This window comes from Nocardia sp. NPDC004123, assembly GCF_053603795.1.
Genome location: NZ_JBSGGG010000013.1, coordinates 1 through 16,044, shown reverse-complemented (window position 1 = coordinate 16,044; position 16,044 = coordinate 1). Strand labels below are relative to the sequence as shown.

Here is a 16,044-nt window from a genome sequence, read left to right as displayed (position 1 = left end):
AGGACACCCAATGGCGAGTGAAAATGCCCGGGAGTACACGGTATCCGGCGACCGCCTGCGCGTTGTGGTCCGTCCCGGCGTCGGCGTCCCGCTGGTGTTGTGCAATGGGATCGGCGCGAGCCTCGAGCTGCTGCAGCCATTCGTCGACGAGCTCGATCCGGCGATTCCGGTGATCCGGTTCGACCCACCGGGGATCGGTCGTTCGCCGTTGCCCCGGCGGCCCTATCACCTGACCACGCTGGCCGGCCGGGTGACCACGCTGCTCAGCGAACTCGGCTACGACACCTTCGATGTGCTCGGCATCTCCTGGGGTGGCGGCCTGGCTCAGCAGATCGCCCTGCAAAACCCCCGGCGCTGCCGGCGCGTGGTCCTGGTCAGCACCGCCACCGGCTGGATGATGGTCCCCGCGCACCCGAAGGTGCTGCGCAAGATGATCACTCCGCGCCGATACCGCGACGCCGAGTACGCCACCAGGATCGCCGCGGAACTCTATGGCGGCCGGCTGCGCACCGATCCGGATCGGGTGACCACCCTGCTGGCCGGCCACTCGTCGGCGTCCTCCGCTCGCGGCTACCTGCTGCAGCTGCTGGCCGGCGCCGGGTGGACCAGCCTCCCGTTCCTCGGTTTGATCCGCCAGCCGACGCTGATCCTGGCGGGCGACGACGATCCGATCATTCCGCTCGTGAACGCGAAGATCATGGCCCGGCTGATACCCGACGCGCGGTTGCACGTGTACCACGACGGCCATCTGGGTCTGGTCGTGATCTCCGATCAACTCGCCCCGGAGGTGAGCAGATTCCTCCGGGGTGATCGGCAGCTCGACCTGGAACGGAGGGATGTCGTTCGCTGACCCTGCCCGCGCCGTGGCGCTGAGCAGGGGGTACGGTGATCAGACGTCCGGGGATCTCGGATGGGTGAGCCGGGAAGTCTGGTCGGCGTCAGGACATGACGCCGGAACAGCGCAGGAGGCTCGACCGTGGCCGGCATACCCCTCGAATTCGACCGCCACCGCGAGGCATTGCGGACCAATCTGTGGTTTGTGCCGACCGTCGAAGTGCTCGCGGCCATCGGGCTGTTCGGGATCACCTACCTGCTGGACCGGGCGGCATATCAGAGCGGGTTCACCTTTCCGTCCTGGGTGATCGGCGGCCCGCCCGACACGGCCCGGCAGGTGCTGACGGCCATCGCCGCCGCCATCATGACCGTGGTGGGTGTGGTCTTCTCCATCACCATCCTGGCGCTGACGCTGGCCTCCACCCAGTTCGGTCCGCGCATGCTGCGCACCTTCATTCGCGATCGGGGCACCCAGGTCACCCTGGGTACCTTCGTGGCGACCTTCGTCTATGCCATCGCCGCCCTGGTGTCCATCGGATCGGATTTCGTGCCGCACATCAGCACGACGGTGTCGATCGCGTCGCTGGTGCTCGATCTCGCCGTGCTGATCTACTTCATCAATCACATCGCCATGGCGATCCAGCTGCCCAATGTCATCGCCGAGATCGCGGGTGAGGTGGCGGCCGGAATCGAGGCGCAGCGCAGCGACGCGCCCAGCACCCCGCACTGCGGGCCGACGGCGGCCGAATTGCTGGAACGGATGGCGGGCGAGGGCGGCGAGGTCCGGGTGACCGGCAGCGGATACCTGCGCTACATCCGCTACGAGCAGCTGGTGCGGCTCGCGACCGAGGCGGACGCGGTGATCCACCTGCCCTACCGGCCCGGGCATTTCCTCACCGAGGGGCAGGTGGTGGCCACCGTCTGGCCCGCGTCGGTGGCCGGGCGGATAGCGGAGAACTTCTCACGCGGGCACGTGGCCGGGCCCACCCGGTCGCTGACGCAGGACATTTCCTTCGGCATAGACCAGCTGGTCGAAATCGCCGTGCGCGCGCTGTCCACCGCGGTGAACGACACCTTCACTGCCCTGACCTGCGTCGACTGGCTCGGTGATTGCCTGTCGCGGGCCGCGGTGGCGTGGGAGCCGAGCCCGGTCTACCGCGGCAAGAACGGTTATGTCCGCGTCATCGCGGCGCAGGCGAGTTACGAGCGGCTGGTGCAGCGGGCCTTCGAGAAGATTCGGCAGTCCGCGCGCGGCATGCCCGCGGTCATGATCCGGCAGCTCGAAGCGCTGGCCCAGATCTCGGACCACACAACCGATCCCGAGCGGCGCAGCATCCTGCTGGAGCAGGCGGCGATGATCGTGCGGTCGGCGCGCGAGTCGGTGCCGGAGGACGCGGATCTCCAGGACGTGCTGCGACGGTACCGGGTGCTGGTCGGCGAGGCGGAGCTGCCGCTGATTCAGGCCGTGTCAACGCCAGAACTGCCAGGCACGGCGTGAATCCTGTTCCTGCGGTATGAGTGACGCCGCGGGCGGCAGGCTGTCCGCGGGGTCCAGGACCAGCAGGGCGGTCATGGCCCGGGGGAGGTCCAGGCGGGTGCGCAGCCAGGGCCAGCCGCCGGTGAGGGTTTCGGTCAGGTCGGCCGGGGGGAGGTCGAGGGCCGCCACCGCGTGCAGGAGCGTGGATGAGGGCATGTCCCATTGGCGAGCGCAGGCGGTGACCAGGGCGGGGAGCTGATCGGTGGGGGTGAGGGCGAGGATGCGGCGCAGGGCGGGGACGGCGTCGGGGGTGCGGGAGCGGGAGACCAGGGTGGAGACGACGAATTCGAGGTCCGCGGTCAGGGCGGCGGACAAGGTGCCGGTGGGGGATTCGGCTTCCAGCGGTTCGTCGGCCGGGGTGCGCAGCAGGGCCGAGAGTTCGGCGCGGGACCAGGTGCCGCGCTGTCTGCTCCATCCGAATGCTCTGCGGGGCAGGCGGAGTCCGTCTCGCTGCTGATCGTCGACGGGCGCCGGGACGGCGAGGACGACCAGGGCCTCGATCGGCTCCGGAAGGTCCAGGGTCTTGCGCAGCGTGCGCCACGCGGGGCGGAGGGCGGCCACCAGTTCGGCCGGTTCGGAGCGGCTGAGGGTGAGGGCCTTCAGCAGGGCCGTGGCGTCGATCGCGGGGTAGCGGGTGGCCTCGGCCAGCAGCGTGGGCAGCAGGTCGGCGGGCGCGCAGGCCAGGATCTGCTCCAGCGCATAGCGATCGCGGCCGGTGCACGAGACGTTCACCACCAGCTGGGCGACGATGCCCAGGTTGGTGTGCATGGCCTGGCGCAGGATTCGGCTGTCGCCGGTGTGGGTGCCCGGATCGTCGACCTCGGCGCTGAGGGCCGCGTACACCAGGGCCCGGTCGCGGGAGCCGATCGCCTGCTCGCGCAGGGCGCGGTGGCGCAGCAGATGGGCGGCGACGATGCGGCGCTGCTCGGCTTCGCCGGTGGCCCAGTCCCGCTGGAGGCGCGGCCAGACCGATTCGGCATCGGACGAGGTCAGCGGCGCGGTCCCGGATTCCAGGCGGTGCCAGGCGGAGGTGGCCAGCGCCGCGCTGAGATCGATGCCGAGCTGCCGGGCCACCTCGACGGTGCGGGTACGGTCGCGGCCGTCGGCGAGGACGCGGTCGGTGAGAACCTGCTCGAAGGTGCGGCGGACGCTGGGATGGTGGTCGAGTCGCGCCAATGCCTGTGCGACGCTGGGTCTTCCGATGGCGAGACGGACAGCGCGCCCGGCCATCGCGTGGTCGCGGAGCCAGTCGGGGTGCAGCTCCGGGTCCGTGATCACCTCGGCCAGGTGGTCGTCGTCCAGCTCGGCGGGATCCAGGGCGCGCAGGTGCCGTCGATAGCACCAATGGCCGATTTCGTCTGCGGTGGACAGGGATTCGGGCAGCGTGACACCGGCGCGCCGGTGGCCGATGATCCGCTGCCCGAGCAGGACGAACGGGTCCGATTCGTCGCCGGGATCGCCCGGTGTGACGATGATGCGGCGGGCGCCGCCGGGCGGGGCGGGGCTGTCGCGGGTCACCGCGGTGATCGCGGCGGGAGCCGAGGACGGCGTGCTGGAGGTGCAGAAGGTCAAGTCCCGCAGGCTGTTCCGGGGTAGCAGGCCGTAGAGTGCCCGCAGCATGGCCACGGCGTCCGTGCCGCTCTCGACGTGCAGTTCGATGGCGGGGCCGCGCCCGGCCAGATGCGCCAGGGTGTAGCCGAGCAGCGCGGGCAGCCAGTCCAGGTCGAGGTAGGCGTCGGCCGCGGCGGTGACGGCGGGACTGTGCTCCACGGAATTCGGCAGCGGCGGCCAGTGATCGGTGGGAAATTCGGCGTCGTCGAGCGAGGTGCGGAATCGTCCCGCGTCGTAGAGGCTCAAAGTCGTTGCGCCGTCGAGTGTTCCGCGACCACCCGCGACGAGGTGTGCCACACAGGTGCCCGGCCGGTCATTGGCGGGCGTCTTCAGCACCGCCACCGCGAGCCCCCGCACCACGGTGAACTCCAGCGCGAACGCCTCCGGCGACGCGGGCGAACCATCCCAGCTGACCAGCGACCCCAGCTCCCGTGTGGTGGATCCCAGTGCGGCGGGCCAGTTTCCGGACCTGGCGACCACGCCGACCCCGGTCCCGGAGGACTCCAGCGTCACCATGGCCCAGCCGCACAGCAGCTGCGCGAAACCCGTCATCGGTCCGCCCGTAACCGGTCGATGCGGTCGAGCATGTGGATGACCGGGTCCACGGCCGCGAACGGCTTGAACACCGGATAGGTGTTGTCGGCCCGCTTGCCGCACCCGACCGCCGAGACCGGGAAGTAGCGGTTGTGCGGGAAGTGGATGGACAGCGTGGCGTCGACGGCCGGAAACAGTTTGCGCACCAGGCTTCTGGTGGCGTCGGAGCGATAGTCGATCTGGCCGGGCTGATACAGGTTGCCCGCACCATTGAGGCTGTACGGCGTATCCGCCCAGTCCGGCGGCGGTGCGACCAGGCCGACCTCGGGCAGGTTGATCAGCGACAGCAGATCCGATTTCGCGATGATGGTCGAGGCGTGCAGGCGCGGCGGCTCGATGGGCAGATCCAGCGGATAGCTGTTGGCCGTGCGCCACAGCTTGGCGATCTGGTCGATCATCATCTTGGTGCGGCCGACGGTCTGGGAGTGCTCGACATTGTTGTTCAGGCTCTCCTCGTTGGCCGGTCCCGCGTGCTCGCGCATGATGGCCAGGTACTGCTTGTTCAGCGTGGACGGCACCACGAACCAGAGGAAGTCGGCGATAGCCAGGTGCGGGCTCACCTTGGCGGCGATCTCGGCGTCGGCCACATCCTCGCCCGCGACATCCACGAAGGCGAGATTCACCGTGCGCCTGGTGGACAGCGAGGTGAACTTGATCAGGATCGGGGTGCGGACCTGCCAGCCGCTCCAAGCGTGGGTCCGGGTCTGCTGCTGTTGCTGCGCCATCGGCGGTTGCTGCGGGCGCGGTGGTTGCGGTGCGCCGAGCGGCCCGATGCCGTTCTCCTGCCGCTGCTGCGCGCCGACGTAGCCGCGCTTCTGTGTGTAGCCGATGGCCTGCCGGTTCATCAGCGTGTTCTCCAGCGCGGCCAGCATTTTCGTCGAACGGCGCGACGGCACGATGGACCATTCGCGCGCCAGCATCGGGTCGTTCATGACCGAATAGATCATCGACACGATGAGATGCGTCTTGGACGAGGCGGATTCGCCGACGAAGCCGATCACGGTGGTCGGATGATCGAGGATCTCCTCGTCGATCTCACAGCCGTTCGGGCAGCGCCGATCCAGCCGCCGCGAATAGTCCCCGACGCGGGTCGCGAACCCGCCGTTGGGCTGGCGCAGCACCCAGATCCAGGAGCGGCGGGCGGTATCGAACTTGAACTCCGCCAGGCAGTTCAGGCAGACGATTCGCACGGGCACCCCCTCAGAGCACGGTGTAGGTCAGCCACAGCAGCGTGGCCAGGAAAAAGGCCCCGCCGACCCCGGACGCCACCCGCAGCCAGTGCCAGGAGCGCGATCCGGCGTACACGTACTGCTGCCAGGCCAGGCCGGCCCGTCGGTTGTTCATCGCAGTTCCTCACAGGTGGTGGGCGATCGACACGATCACCCAGGCGAGCAGCACGAAAACCAGCCAGCCCAGCGCGATTCCGGCACCGGCCGCGCCGAGCAGCACGCCGCCGATGTAGCGGGGATCGTCGCGGGTCAGTCCCTCCAGCACGCGCTGGCGGTATTCCAGGGCCGGGCGGACGAAGATGCCCCACAGCCCGGTCTCGGGCAGGTCGACGCCGTGCCGTTCCTCCGGCGGCCGCACCGGCGGGCCCGGGGTCAGGACGCTGGTCTGCGCCCGCACCGGCACGGTGACCGGTTCCGGCCTGGGGCCCTTGACGGTTCGGGTCAGATTGCGGGTCTCGGAGTGGACCGCGTCGCGGAAGTAGTGCTGGAACTCGGCCGCGGATTGGAAACGCAGCGCCGGATCCGGCGAAAGCGCCTGGTCCAGCACCGATTTCAGCCGGCCGGGCAGCGACGCCGGCGCGAACACCGCCTCCAGCACCTCGTGGCACACCACCGCGAACGAGTACACGTCACTGAGATGGGTGAACCTGCCGTGTTCGAGATACTCGGGCGCGGAATAGTTCTGCGTGCCCACCACCTGGTTGGTGCGGGTCAGCCGCAGCATGTTCTCCCGCATCTCGATGGCGATGCCGAAATCGGCCAGCTTCGCCGTGCCGTCGCGGCAGATCATGATGTTCTCGGGCTTGATGTCGCGGTGCACCACTTGCTTGGAATGCGCGTACACCAGCCCGCTGAGCGCGTCGGTGAGAATCCGGGCCAGCGCCGGCAGCGACCAGTTCTCCTGGTCCCGCATGAACTGCCGCAGATTCTCCCCGTGAATGAACTCCATCACCAGAAACGGTGAGCGGCACCCGTTCTCGGCGAACACCCCCGAGTCGTGCAGCATCACCACATTGGTGCAGTTCATCTGCGCCGCGATCCGCGCCTCGCGCTCGAACCGCTGCCAGGCCACCTGCTCGTCCTGCGCCCGCACCGCGACACTGCCCGCATCGAGCACCTTGACCGCAACCTGCCTGCGCAACTGCCGATCCCAGGCATCCCAGACCTCGGCCATCCCGCCCTTGCCGACCAGCTCCCGCAGCTCGTACCGGCCATTGATCAGCCTCACCGGCGTCCGACCTTCCCCGCGGAGCGGCCGCCTTCCCCGCGAACCACCCCGGACGACAACGAATCACCGCCCACTGTACGCGCGCCCACCCACCCCCCGCCCACCCATATTTCCAGCCGATTTGCACTCGAGGGGGTGCTTTGGTGTACCTTCTCCCAGTCGCCCGGGAAACCGCGCGGCAACCATCCGGGGCTATGGCGCAGCTGGTAGCGCACCACACTGGCAGTGTGGGGGTCAGGGGTTCGAGTCCCCTTAGCTCCACCAATCGTGTCATTGCACGAACCGACTCCATCGGGGCTGGTACCGCGGAAGCGGTACCAGCCCCAAAGTCGTTTCCGGGTTGGGGGATGCGGAAGGTGGGGACGAGGCGGTCTGCGCCGGTGATGGCCACCCCGGCGACGAGGGCCTCGATCAGTGCCTTGGCTTGAGTGCGGGTGCCGGTGGCGATGATTTCCGCGATGTGGTCGGCCATGCCGTCCAGCGTGGCAGGTTCCGGGGCAGTAGGTTCGATGGCCAGAGTGGCGGTGAGTTGGTCGCGGCGGGTGGCGAGCTGGCTTGTTTTGGTGCGTAATTCGCCGAGTCGTCCGGCGAGCAGTTCGGGGTCGAGGGTGCCGTTTTCGAAGGCGTTCAGATAGCGGTCGATCGACTGCTGGGCCTTGGCGAGTTCGGTGGTAGCGGCGGCCAGTTCGGCGCGGGTGTCGCTGCTGGTGTCGTGATGGTGGCGCTGCTGAGCGTGGATGGCTTGACTGATCAAGTCGTCGCGGGTGCGATAGAAGTTGCCCAAGGCGTCGAGGACGGCCGCGTCCACGGAATCGGCATCGAGTCGAGTGAAGTCGCACTTGTCGCTGTCGTAGCGGGCGCGATTAAAGCAGGTGCAGCTGTCCGCCGAGGTGCTTGTGCACAGGGGGTGCGCCGCCTGCCCGCGACCGCGCCCACCAACCGAGGAGCGGATCCCAATCCCTGACATGCGAACGCTCCGCTATGTACAAACTTCCTCAAGCACTCGCAGCTCGTCATCGATGGGAACGGTTGTTGGTGGGAGGGTGGTTATCAGCAGCTCCTCGGCAGATCTTTTCCCGACGCGGCCTGCCGCCGAGTATCGAGTGCTGACTAGACGTTTACTGATCCGCCAGCAGCGCACGCCGAGCAGTTCGCGATCCGCGCGTGATGGTCTCATCTGGTCAGGGGCGTACAGCCACTCGCTCTCTGTGAGCGTCGGATGGTTGTCGTAGCTCAACAACCACCGGAACTGTGCCTTCGTCCTCAAATAGTCGGCAAGACTGAGGTGCAGTGTGTAATCGCTAGGACGGGCAGCTCCAAGCCCATCGCCGCCATAGCCCCCGAGGGGATCGAACGAGGCGCGGTAAAGGTGTGAGGCCTTCTCGACATAGGGCGGATCAAGGTAGGCGACCACCCGCGAGGGCAGGAGTTGCGGGTAGTACTCGGGAACGTCGTCCAAAGTTTGACGCCAGTCCTTGCACCAGACATCGACCAGACGTCCAGTGTCGTACAGATGGCCGATGTATCGGAGTCGGTCTTCGAGCGCATCGGGATTCCACCGGCAACCGATCGGATATGCGCTCGTTTGCGCTCGCCCCCCGATAGGCCCAGCCTTGCCGTGCAAGATTCCCGAGAAGGTGGTGCGATTGAGGAATAAGCACTGCGTCGCGGTTGCCAGCCGACGGTTGCGTGGAGTCATTCTGGACTTGGGGGTCCAGGCCCGCCAGTAGTCCCATCGTTCAACGGCTTTCTGACCACCGTCTCGGACATAGCGTTTCCACTCGTCATGCATGCGGTCGACGAGTCGTTCTGTGTCGTCCGCTGCGGTCTGCCAGAAGGCGGTGACTAGCGGGTCGGCATCGGCAAGAAGGATGCGCTCGACGGTGCCGTCACCGATCATGCGCAGTGACGCGGAGGCACCACCCGCGAAAGGCTCTACAAGGAGGTTGATTTCGGGAACCTCCCGCGATTGCTTCGCAGATGTAATCACTCGTCCGATTATGGGTGCGAGCGACGACTTAGCCCCGGGGTAGCGCAGCGGCGACTGATAGCGGCCATGAGCGAGGTTGTGTGCGACGGGCTCCAACTCCGCAACCAGCGGACGCACCTCAGCGTTGATCGCTTCGCCGGAGCCGAAAAGGTGTGCGCCGCTGGCAAGTTCGCGAGCGGTACGGTTGGCTGGCGGTAAGATCAACGACGACATAGTGGTATTTTGCCGGACGACTGAACGTTTGGGGCCACGGTACCGCCCATCTGGTGAAGAATGTCGGGGCTTGCCACCTGGATGTCGAACTTCAGTCCCGGACCTCGTGTGGCACTTGTGCAACCGCTAGGTTCATGAGGAGCACGTATTCGACTCGTCAGCCTGAGAGTCGAGGCCAAGTCGTTTGGTGGCAACGAGACGAAGAACGTCCGTGCCGACACCGATTGGGAAGGCGGCCTTACCGTGCGCGGCGGCGACAGGGATGATCCCATCGATGTACATCGAGGAACCTGTCCGGTCGATGACATCAAGGATCGCTGGCAACGTTGGGTAGCTCTCCGGGCCGCTGAGCCCACCGTGCTCGTCGTACGGAGATCCGACCGGTGGCATGACAGTGGGTACGACGACGCGGCCATCAAGCGTTCGGTAGATGAACTTGCGACCCCAGTACGTTTCCTTTCCGTACCCAATAGCATTGGTCGCGTTGGTGACTCGGCCAATGATGTCGGCGTCGCAGACGAGGAGATCACCGGGGGCAAGGACGTCATGACGCGCAAGCTGACGTGCGTAGTCGACCATCGCCCCATGCTTCTCGAGCCCACAAACGTACGGAGCATTACCGGGCGATGTTTTGGCCATCTCCTGGAAGTAGCCCAGCGCCCAGCCAAAGAGCTTCGCCGGCGGCCCGTACATCGCGAGCGGACCATCGACGATGAAGAGTGTCTGAGGCAGGACTACTCTGCGAGATTGTTCCCAAAGCAGCGTCGCCAGCCCTACCAAAACCAGGAGTTCCACTACAGACATCAGGCGACTGAGAGCGGACTGGTTGGTTCCCTCTTCCCCGACTTCCTCGTGGATGCGCAGCACATCGGTCGGGTATAGGTGCTGACCGCACCCGTCGCATTCGATACCGGCGGGAGGCACGGGGACATCCTCCTGTTGGCAATCTAGCGTTGGGCAGTTGACCGGCACATGAGTTGCCGGATGTGCCGGTTTTCCGCGAAGCAAGAACAGTAGATCAAGGAGCGTCTGATTTAGTCGATTCACCTCGATCTTCTTCAGTCGAAAGAGCTGGTCGATCGCTTCACGCCACGATGTGGCGATGTCGACGCCCTCACGCGTGTAGGCACCCGCAACTGGCAGGTCGAGGGTGACGAGCGCGGAGTTCACGGCTCGGTTGATCTCATAGGGATCCACGAACCGCTCGGCCTTCTGAGTCTCCATAATCCCCAGGTCGACGTATGCGGCAGCTGCTTGGGCGAATCCGTAGTACACAGATGGGAGGCCATCTCTGATCTGCTCGACAACATACGATCCATCGACTGCGATTGCCGATGCGAGCCTCTCTGATGACGGGAAGGCGAAATGCGTTCGTGGTCGGATCCGCTTTTTCACGTCATCAAGGTCACGGAGTGCTTCCGCGGGCACGTGGAACGTGCGTTGGTCGGCGATCGCGCGTACTGCCGCCGTTGAGTGACTCAGCCGCGAAGCGATCTCATGGGTACCTACGACGGTCTCATACGGCATTAGAAGAGCACCCCGCTAGACAGCGGCATATCGCCCGCGGCCGCGCGCGCCTGGTTGACGAGCTCGGTGTCGTACCGATCGATTTGGACCGGAACAATGTAGGGCGACGAGAGCGTCTTGAGACGTACGTAGCCTCGATCCTCTGATGAAAGGATCGCGTCAGCGAACGACCCAAAGTCGTAGAACTGCCCCAGCTCACGCAACTCCTTGGTGTTGTTGAGGTGGGCCACGACCCAGTTGGCGGTATTCGCCTTGACCTGGTGGGCCACGCCCGAAACCTCTTGCGTGGCATACGTCATACCGAGGTTGAGCTTGCTCGCCTCCTTCGCAAGTTTGACCCACACATCTGCGTCATCCTTGTAGCGATCACTTGCGAATAGGTTGTGCGCTTCCTCAAGCATCACCTGGATTGGTGGCGGTTTGACGTCGGAGCCCGAGGTGAACACCTCCGTCTGCTTCGCAAGAATGCGGCGAACGATATTCTCGCTCAGAACGCGGGTAATGACCGGAGTACCGACGTGAAGGTCCACGATGACGATGCGGCCCTGGATCAGCTCGGCGTAGATTTCTTCCGCCGGGTCGCGCTGGGTGTCCGGGTTATGGAACTCCTTGAGCTCGATTAGATTTCGCCAACCTCGGACACGGCCCGACGAGCCCGATGTCGAGCCGGTGTAGATAGGCTCCGTCGATTGCCAGCGGATGTCGTCGCAGAACTCATCGGCCTTCGTGTTCCCGGCTTCGCGGAGCACGATGATGGCGTCGATCACCGGTCGGATGTTGTCGGTCTTGATGCTCCAAAGCCGTCCAGCCGCCTTGAAGGGGTCGTGCCCGATTTCTGCAGCGATGTCAGTACGCAAGTCCTTATCCATGCTGATGAGCACGGAGTAGGGGAAGTTGGTTCCAGCGTTGAACTTCGGCGCCGGGAAGGCGGCGCGGAGCAGGCATCCGTAGAGCAGCAGTCGGCCGCGCTGGGCGCGCGCAGTTTGGGAGTAGTCGTTCTTGACATCGCCGAACTGGGTCGAGGCGAAGTCTTTGACGTACCCGGAAGATCCGTCAGACCTGAGTTTGTCGGCAATGAGACCCTGTACGGCGTCGATCTGCTCGGGGTCGAAGAAGTTGATGCCGAGTGGGCGGACGTGGGCCTGAGTATTGTCAGCGCCGAACTTGAAGATGCGGACGTGTTGCTCCCCGATCGCGGCGATCTCGGTCCCATCCTGGGAGTTCGCATTAGCGTACTCGCCCTGCGGATCGAAGATGACCTGGCCGATGGGGGCCTCGCCGACAGCACGACGATTCTCGGACACCATGAACGTTCGCGCGATGATGGTCTTCGCCGTGTTCGACTTGCCCATGCGGGTCATGCCAAGAAGGGCGGTCTTATTGCCGATGAAGTCGTGGATGTTGACCTCGACCGCGGCATCTGCCTGCTTAGAAGCCTTTGCGCGCCTTCTGGTTGCGGAGTAGCGAACAGCACCGATGCGCACCCGCTTCACATCACGACCGGTCGGCTTGAGGTAGGAGGTGATCGTTGATAGCCCCTCGCCTACGGGCTTGAGGACCCGATAGGTCGAGGTGGCATAGAAGTTGTCTACGTCTGCGCCAAATTCCAGGAGCTTCTGTCCGTCGACGTCGTCCTCGTAGAAGGTGCCCAGAATCTTGCACTTCAGACCTGTGAAGGAGACCCGGTTCCGCGTGAACGGATCCATCTCGACATCGAGAATTGCAGACGGCGACGGATCCTGTTTGCTGGACAGCGCCGCCCGGAGTGACTCTTCGCGGACCGCGTGGAGGTCGGCCTCCATGCTGAGTGGGGCGGTGCCTTCGACCCGAAGTAGTAGCACCTCGTCGTCATCGACCTGCGGCGTGTTGATGTCCTGGGCAGTCGCGAGGAGATACGAAAACTGCGGGATACCGCCCGCAATGAACTTCCAGCGGTCGTGGGTTAGCACGATCGCCTCGCTGTAGTCGAGGCGGTAGATGGCCCCAATTCTGGTCGATCGGTCATCGGCCAGCAGCTGAGCCTGTAGCAGGGAGCCAGCACCAACGCCGGGAATCAACTCGGTCATGTGTCCTCACGGAACGGAGTGAACGGTGACAGAGACGAGAGTGCCACAGCTCACCGACAACAAGGAAGGGATTTCGGCGGTGGACCGTGGGTCGGCCACTCCGACTGACGTTCTGCTGGAACATATTTCAACTGCATCCCCCCGATTTGGCGTGAGCCAGCATGACGTTGCCAGGTAAGGTCCCCTTCGATTGTGGGAGCTGGCTAGGTGAGTTGATAGATGTCAGTCGCTATCGGGTTGTGGGAGTTCGATCTCGATGCCACCCTCGGGAGTCGGGGCGGGATGGTTGAATCCCCCCCCCCGGTTTTGATGCACACCGGTTTATCTGTCTCCAGCCGGTTGCTCGGCGTGGAGTGCATAGTAGTCGGCTTCGTACTCGACCGGTGGTATGCGGCCGAGCCGGTGCATGAGCCGGGACTGGTTGAACCATCGGACCCAGTCGGCGGTGAGCAACTCGACGTCGGCGAGCCGGTGCAGCGGGCCGCGCCGAAACGGTGAATCATCGTGGACCGCTTCGGTCTTGTAGAGCCCAATCGTGGTCTCCGCCAGCGCATTATCGTATGCGTCGCCCACCGATCCGATCGACGCGACCATGCCCGAGAGCAACAGCGTTTCCCCGAGCCGCAGCGACGTGTATTGCGACCCCGCGTCGGAATGGTGAATGGTGTTGCCCGCCAACGGATGTCCTTCCCGATGCCGTAACGCCGCGGCCTGACGAATCGCGGAGTTGACGAACGCGGCTTGTTTGCTGGTCGAACATTCCCAGCCCAGGATCCGCCCGGCGTAGGCGTCGATCACGAACGCTGTGTAGACGAACATTCCCGTGGCCAGCCGAACGTAGGTGAAATCGGCGACGAGCAGCATGTTCGGTGCCGGAACCTGGAACTGGCGATCGACCAGGTCCGGTGCCCGCGAGGCGGCAGGATCCGGTTCGGTGGTGCGGATCTTCTTGCGCCGCACCACCCCTTTCCAGCCGTTGGCCCGCATGAGCCGTTCTACGGTGCATCGGGCGACCGGGATCTTCTGCCGTTGCAGGTGCGCCCACATCTTCTCGGCCCCGTACAACGACTCCGGCGCGCGGCGGCCCTGTTCGTCGGGTTCGTAGTAGCCGGCCAGGATCTCGGTGACCGTGGTGTCCCACAATGCCCGTTTCGACGGTGCTCGTCGCGCCCAGGCGTGGAAGGTTCTCGGGGCGATCTTGACGCCGTGCGCGGTCAGCGCACGGCAGATCGGAGCGACCCCGAACCGAGCCTTGTGCTCGGCGATGAACGCGCAGATTACCGGTGTCGCGGGTCGCTCTCCCGCGCAAAGAAACTCGTTGCGGCCTTGAGGATTTCGATGGTCTGTTCCAGCTCGGCGATCTTGCGTTTCTGCTCGCGGATCACCCGTGCCGACTCGGTCGTCGTCCCTTCGGCCTCACCCGCGTCGACCCCGGCCTGCCTGATCCATTTCCGCAGCGTCTCGGCGGTCATACCCAGCCGGGCCGAGACCGCCTTGATCGCGGCCCACTCACTGTCGTAGTCGTCGCGGTGATCGACGACCAGCCGGACCGCCTTGGCCCTGGTCGCTTCGTCGTACTTCGCAGGCATGATGCGCCCATCCTTCCCAAGAAAGAAGATGAGCACCAAACCCGGGGCGATTCAGGTCGCTGCGGTATCGGGTCGGGTATGGCGTGGTGGGCTGAGTTTGTTTGGGATAGAGCAGGTCCTGGATCCGAGGATCGAAATGGTCGAAAGCCGCCTCGGTATAGGGCTGGCCGAGGTCGGCGTGGTGGGCGATTCGCGGGCCGCGCTCGGGGAGGTCGGCCAGCAGCAGCCGTTCAGTGACAGCGTCTGCGGTGCCTGCTGCCAATAGTGCCCAGACGGGCCCCGCCGGGCCGTCGGGATAGGCTAGGTCGCGCGCGGTGGTCGCGATCACCAAGCCGGGAGAAGAACCGCCGAGCGCGCGCCGCAGAGCGGCCCGTAGCCCGGTCTCACGGCGGGTTGAGTGCAGAGAGAACAGCAGTATTCCAAAGCTGTCGGTCGGGAAGCGCTGGTAGTCAGAGAGTTTGGCGGTGGTCTTCAACGACTCGGTGCCTGTGTCGTATTCGAGGAAGAACCGAACTGGGCGGCCGTTCTGTTTCCAGCATCCGTAGCCGTCGGGATGGAGTTGATCATCACCGGAGTAGTTCGTCCAGAACATATCGGCGCACTGGCGTTCCGACCACCAAAGCGTCAATCCTTCCACCGGATTCGCGGTCCCCAGCGCATGGTGGACAGGGTTGCGAAGGGCGGCCAGAGTGCAGAAGAAGCCGTTGACACCGAGGCGGTGGCCGAGCATTGGTGAGCAGGCCAGTCGGTCCAGCCCCGGAGCGTGCACGGCTGGGGTGGGTGGTTTCTGGGCGCGTTGGGCGGCGATGAGGCGTGCGCCGGGGTAGCCGAGGGCGTGGCGGGTTTGGCTGGTGCCGCCGCCGTAGAGGGACTCACGGAAAGCGAAAAGCATGCCCATCTCGCGGAGTTTGCGCAGGCGGTCCTGCGCGTGGCGGACCGAGGCGAATTCGAGGGCGGCGATCTGGTCGGTGGTGAGCACTCTGTGTTCGGCAAGAAGACCGAGAAGCCGTCGGTCACGGTCGAGGAGGCGGAACCAGGGACCCGCGTCCGGATGCCCACCGCGGTGCAGGCAGCGTCCGCCGCGCGGCCCTACGGGGAATAGGAATGAGTATTGATATTCATTCTGGATTTCGCCCCCGTACTTCGAATGTGTGCCCGACCGGCCCGGATGCCGTTGACGTGTTCGGCGTTTGGGTTGGCGGCTATAGGACGCCGAGCATCCGCCGCCCCATCCGCGCCACCAAACGCCATCCCATCCGCAGACGCACTGTCGTCATGGCCATTCATCGGGCATCACCGCCGACCGGTTGCCGTGCACCGACCACCCGGATCAGGATGTCCGGCCCGTCAACCAACACCGCGCGGTTCGTACGCTGGTCCGTCAGGTCCATCATCTCATTTGGCTATAACACCTGTTTTTAGCCTTTTTGCATGCCCGCGGAGCCTAATCCGTCCCCTTGCCACTGACATCATCAACACCTTGATCGTTTAGCCTCGATCCACCGATTGGGTTTCTGGGTTGTTCGCGCGCCAGGTCGGCATCTGTCCCCCGAGGGGGTTCTCACACTGTTGGAAAACGAAGTCGCCAGTGACGATTTCGACATCGTTTTGGCGGATATCGATCAG

The 16,044-nt window shown here is 65.2% G+C and carries 11 protein-coding genes and 1 tRNA gene; 3 read left to right on the top strand and 9 right to left on the bottom strand.

What is annotated here, in order from left to right:
• Nucleotides 1-10: 10 nt before the first annotated feature.
• Complete coding sequence (gene phaZ / locus ACWEQQ_RS19790) at nt 11-850, top strand: poly(3-hydroxyalkanoate) depolymerase (protein ID WP_452339208.1); 840 nt, start codon at nt 11-13, stop codon at nt 848-850.
• A 126-nt stretch (nt 851-976) separates the two neighbouring features.
• Nucleotides 977-2,332, top strand: a complete 1,356-nt coding sequence (locus ACWEQQ_RS19785) for a DUF2254 domain-containing protein (protein WP_452339209.1) — start codon at nt 977-979, stop codon at nt 2,330-2,332.
• Here the strand turns inward: ACWEQQ_RS19785 and ACWEQQ_RS19780 are convergent.
• The 4 genes from ACWEQQ_RS19780 to ACWEQQ_RS19765 are packed head-to-tail and all read right to left on the bottom strand — an operon-like array spanning nt 2,303 to nt 7,033.
• Nucleotides 2,303-4,534 (bottom strand): hypothetical protein, encoded by a 2,232-nt coding sequence (locus ACWEQQ_RS19780; protein ID WP_452349200.1) that lies wholly within the window; start codon nt 4,532-4,534, stop codon nt 2,303-2,305. The genes ACWEQQ_RS19785 and ACWEQQ_RS19780 overlap by 30 nt on opposite strands.
• Nucleotides 4,531-5,766 carry a hypothetical protein gene (locus tag ACWEQQ_RS19775; RefSeq protein ID WP_452349199.1) on the bottom strand — a complete coding sequence of 412 codons (1,236 nt, stop codon included), beginning with the start codon at nt 5,764-5,766 and terminating at the stop codon, nt 4,531-4,533. Before ACWEQQ_RS19775 ends, ACWEQQ_RS19780 begins: the two co-directional genes overlap by 4 nt.
• Nucleotides 5,767-5,776: 10 nt before the next feature.
• Entirely contained in the window at nt 5,777-5,920 is a 144-nt protein-coding gene (locus ACWEQQ_RS19770; RefSeq protein WP_452339212.1) for a hypothetical protein, read from the bottom strand.
• A 9-nt stretch (nt 5,921-5,929) separates the two neighbouring features.
• On the bottom strand, nt 5,930-7,033 hold the full coding sequence (locus ACWEQQ_RS19765; RefSeq protein WP_452349198.1) for a serine/threonine-protein kinase: 1,104 nt from the start codon (nt 7,031-7,033) through the stop codon (nt 5,930-5,932).
• 188 nt (nt 7,034-7,221) lie between these two features.
• Here ACWEQQ_RS19765 and ACWEQQ_RS19760 point away from each other — a divergent pair.
• Nucleotides 7,222-7,297, top strand: a tRNA-Ala gene (locus ACWEQQ_RS19760).
• 715 nt (nt 7,298-8,012) lie between these two features.
• On the opposite strand, the gene ACWEQQ_RS19755 is transcribed toward ACWEQQ_RS19760, so the two are convergent.
• The 5 genes from ACWEQQ_RS19755 to ACWEQQ_RS19735 all read right to left on the bottom strand — a co-directional run bounded on the left by ACWEQQ_RS19755 (nt 8,013) and on the right by ACWEQQ_RS19735 (nt 15,397).
• Nucleotides 8,013-9,236 (bottom strand): DNA adenine methylase, encoded by a 1,224-nt coding sequence (locus ACWEQQ_RS19755; RefSeq protein ID WP_452349197.1) that lies wholly within the window; start codon nt 9,234-9,236, stop codon nt 8,013-8,015.
• 132 nt (nt 9,237-9,368) lie between these two features.
• The gene (locus ACWEQQ_RS19750; RefSeq protein ID WP_452349196.1) at nt 9,369-10,763 is read right to left on the bottom strand and encodes a hypothetical protein; all 1,395 of its coding nucleotides are present in this window, start codon (nt 10,761-10,763) and stop codon (nt 9,369-9,371) included.
• Nucleotides 10,763-12,829 (bottom strand): helicase HerA domain-containing protein, encoded by a 2,067-nt coding sequence (locus ACWEQQ_RS19745; RefSeq protein ID WP_452349195.1) that lies wholly within the window; start codon nt 12,827-12,829, stop codon nt 10,763-10,765. Before ACWEQQ_RS19745 ends, ACWEQQ_RS19750 begins: the two co-directional genes overlap by 1 nt.
• Nucleotides 12,830-13,150: 321 nt before the next feature.
• Nucleotides 13,151-14,418 (bottom strand): IS3 family transposase gene (locus tag ACWEQQ_RS19740; RefSeq protein WP_452349194.1). Its coding sequence is split into 2 segments (ribosomal slippage): nt 13,151-14,136 and nt 14,136-14,418, totalling 1,269 coding nucleotides; the frame shifts between segments, so codons are not numbered across the junction.
• The gene (locus ACWEQQ_RS19735; protein ID WP_452349193.1) at nt 14,339-15,397 is read right to left on the bottom strand and encodes a replication-relaxation family protein; all 1,059 of its coding nucleotides are present in this window, start codon (nt 15,395-15,397) and stop codon (nt 14,339-14,341) included. Before ACWEQQ_RS19735 ends, ACWEQQ_RS19740 begins: the two co-directional genes overlap by 80 nt.
• Nucleotides 15,398-16,044 lie beyond the last annotated feature (647 nt).

What these genes read in the sequence shown, in the direction of transcription:
- phaZ (WP_452339208.1), top strand. Translation starts at nt 11, where the DNA reads ATGGCGAGTGAAAATGCCCGGGAGTACACGGTATCCGGCGACCGCCTG.
- ACWEQQ_RS19780 (WP_452349200.1), bottom strand. Translation starts at nt 4,534, where the DNA reads ATGACGGGTTTCGCGCAGCTGCTGTGCGGCTGGGCCATGGTGACGCTG.
- ACWEQQ_RS19770 (WP_452339212.1), bottom strand. Translation starts at nt 5,920, where the DNA reads ATGAACAACCGACGGGCCGGCCTGGCCTGGCAGCAGTACGTGTACGCC.
- ACWEQQ_RS19755 (WP_452349197.1), bottom strand. Translation starts at nt 9,236, where the DNA reads ATGTCGTCGTTGATCTTACCGCCAGCCAACCGTACCGCTCGCGAACTT.
- ACWEQQ_RS19750 (WP_452349196.1), bottom strand. Translation starts at nt 10,763, where the DNA reads ATGCCGTATGAGACCGTCGTAGGTACCCATGAGATCGCTTCGCGGCTG.
- ACWEQQ_RS19745 (WP_452349195.1), bottom strand. Translation starts at nt 12,829, where the DNA reads ATGACCGAGTTGATTCCCGGCGTTGGTGCTGGCTCCCTGCTACAGGCT.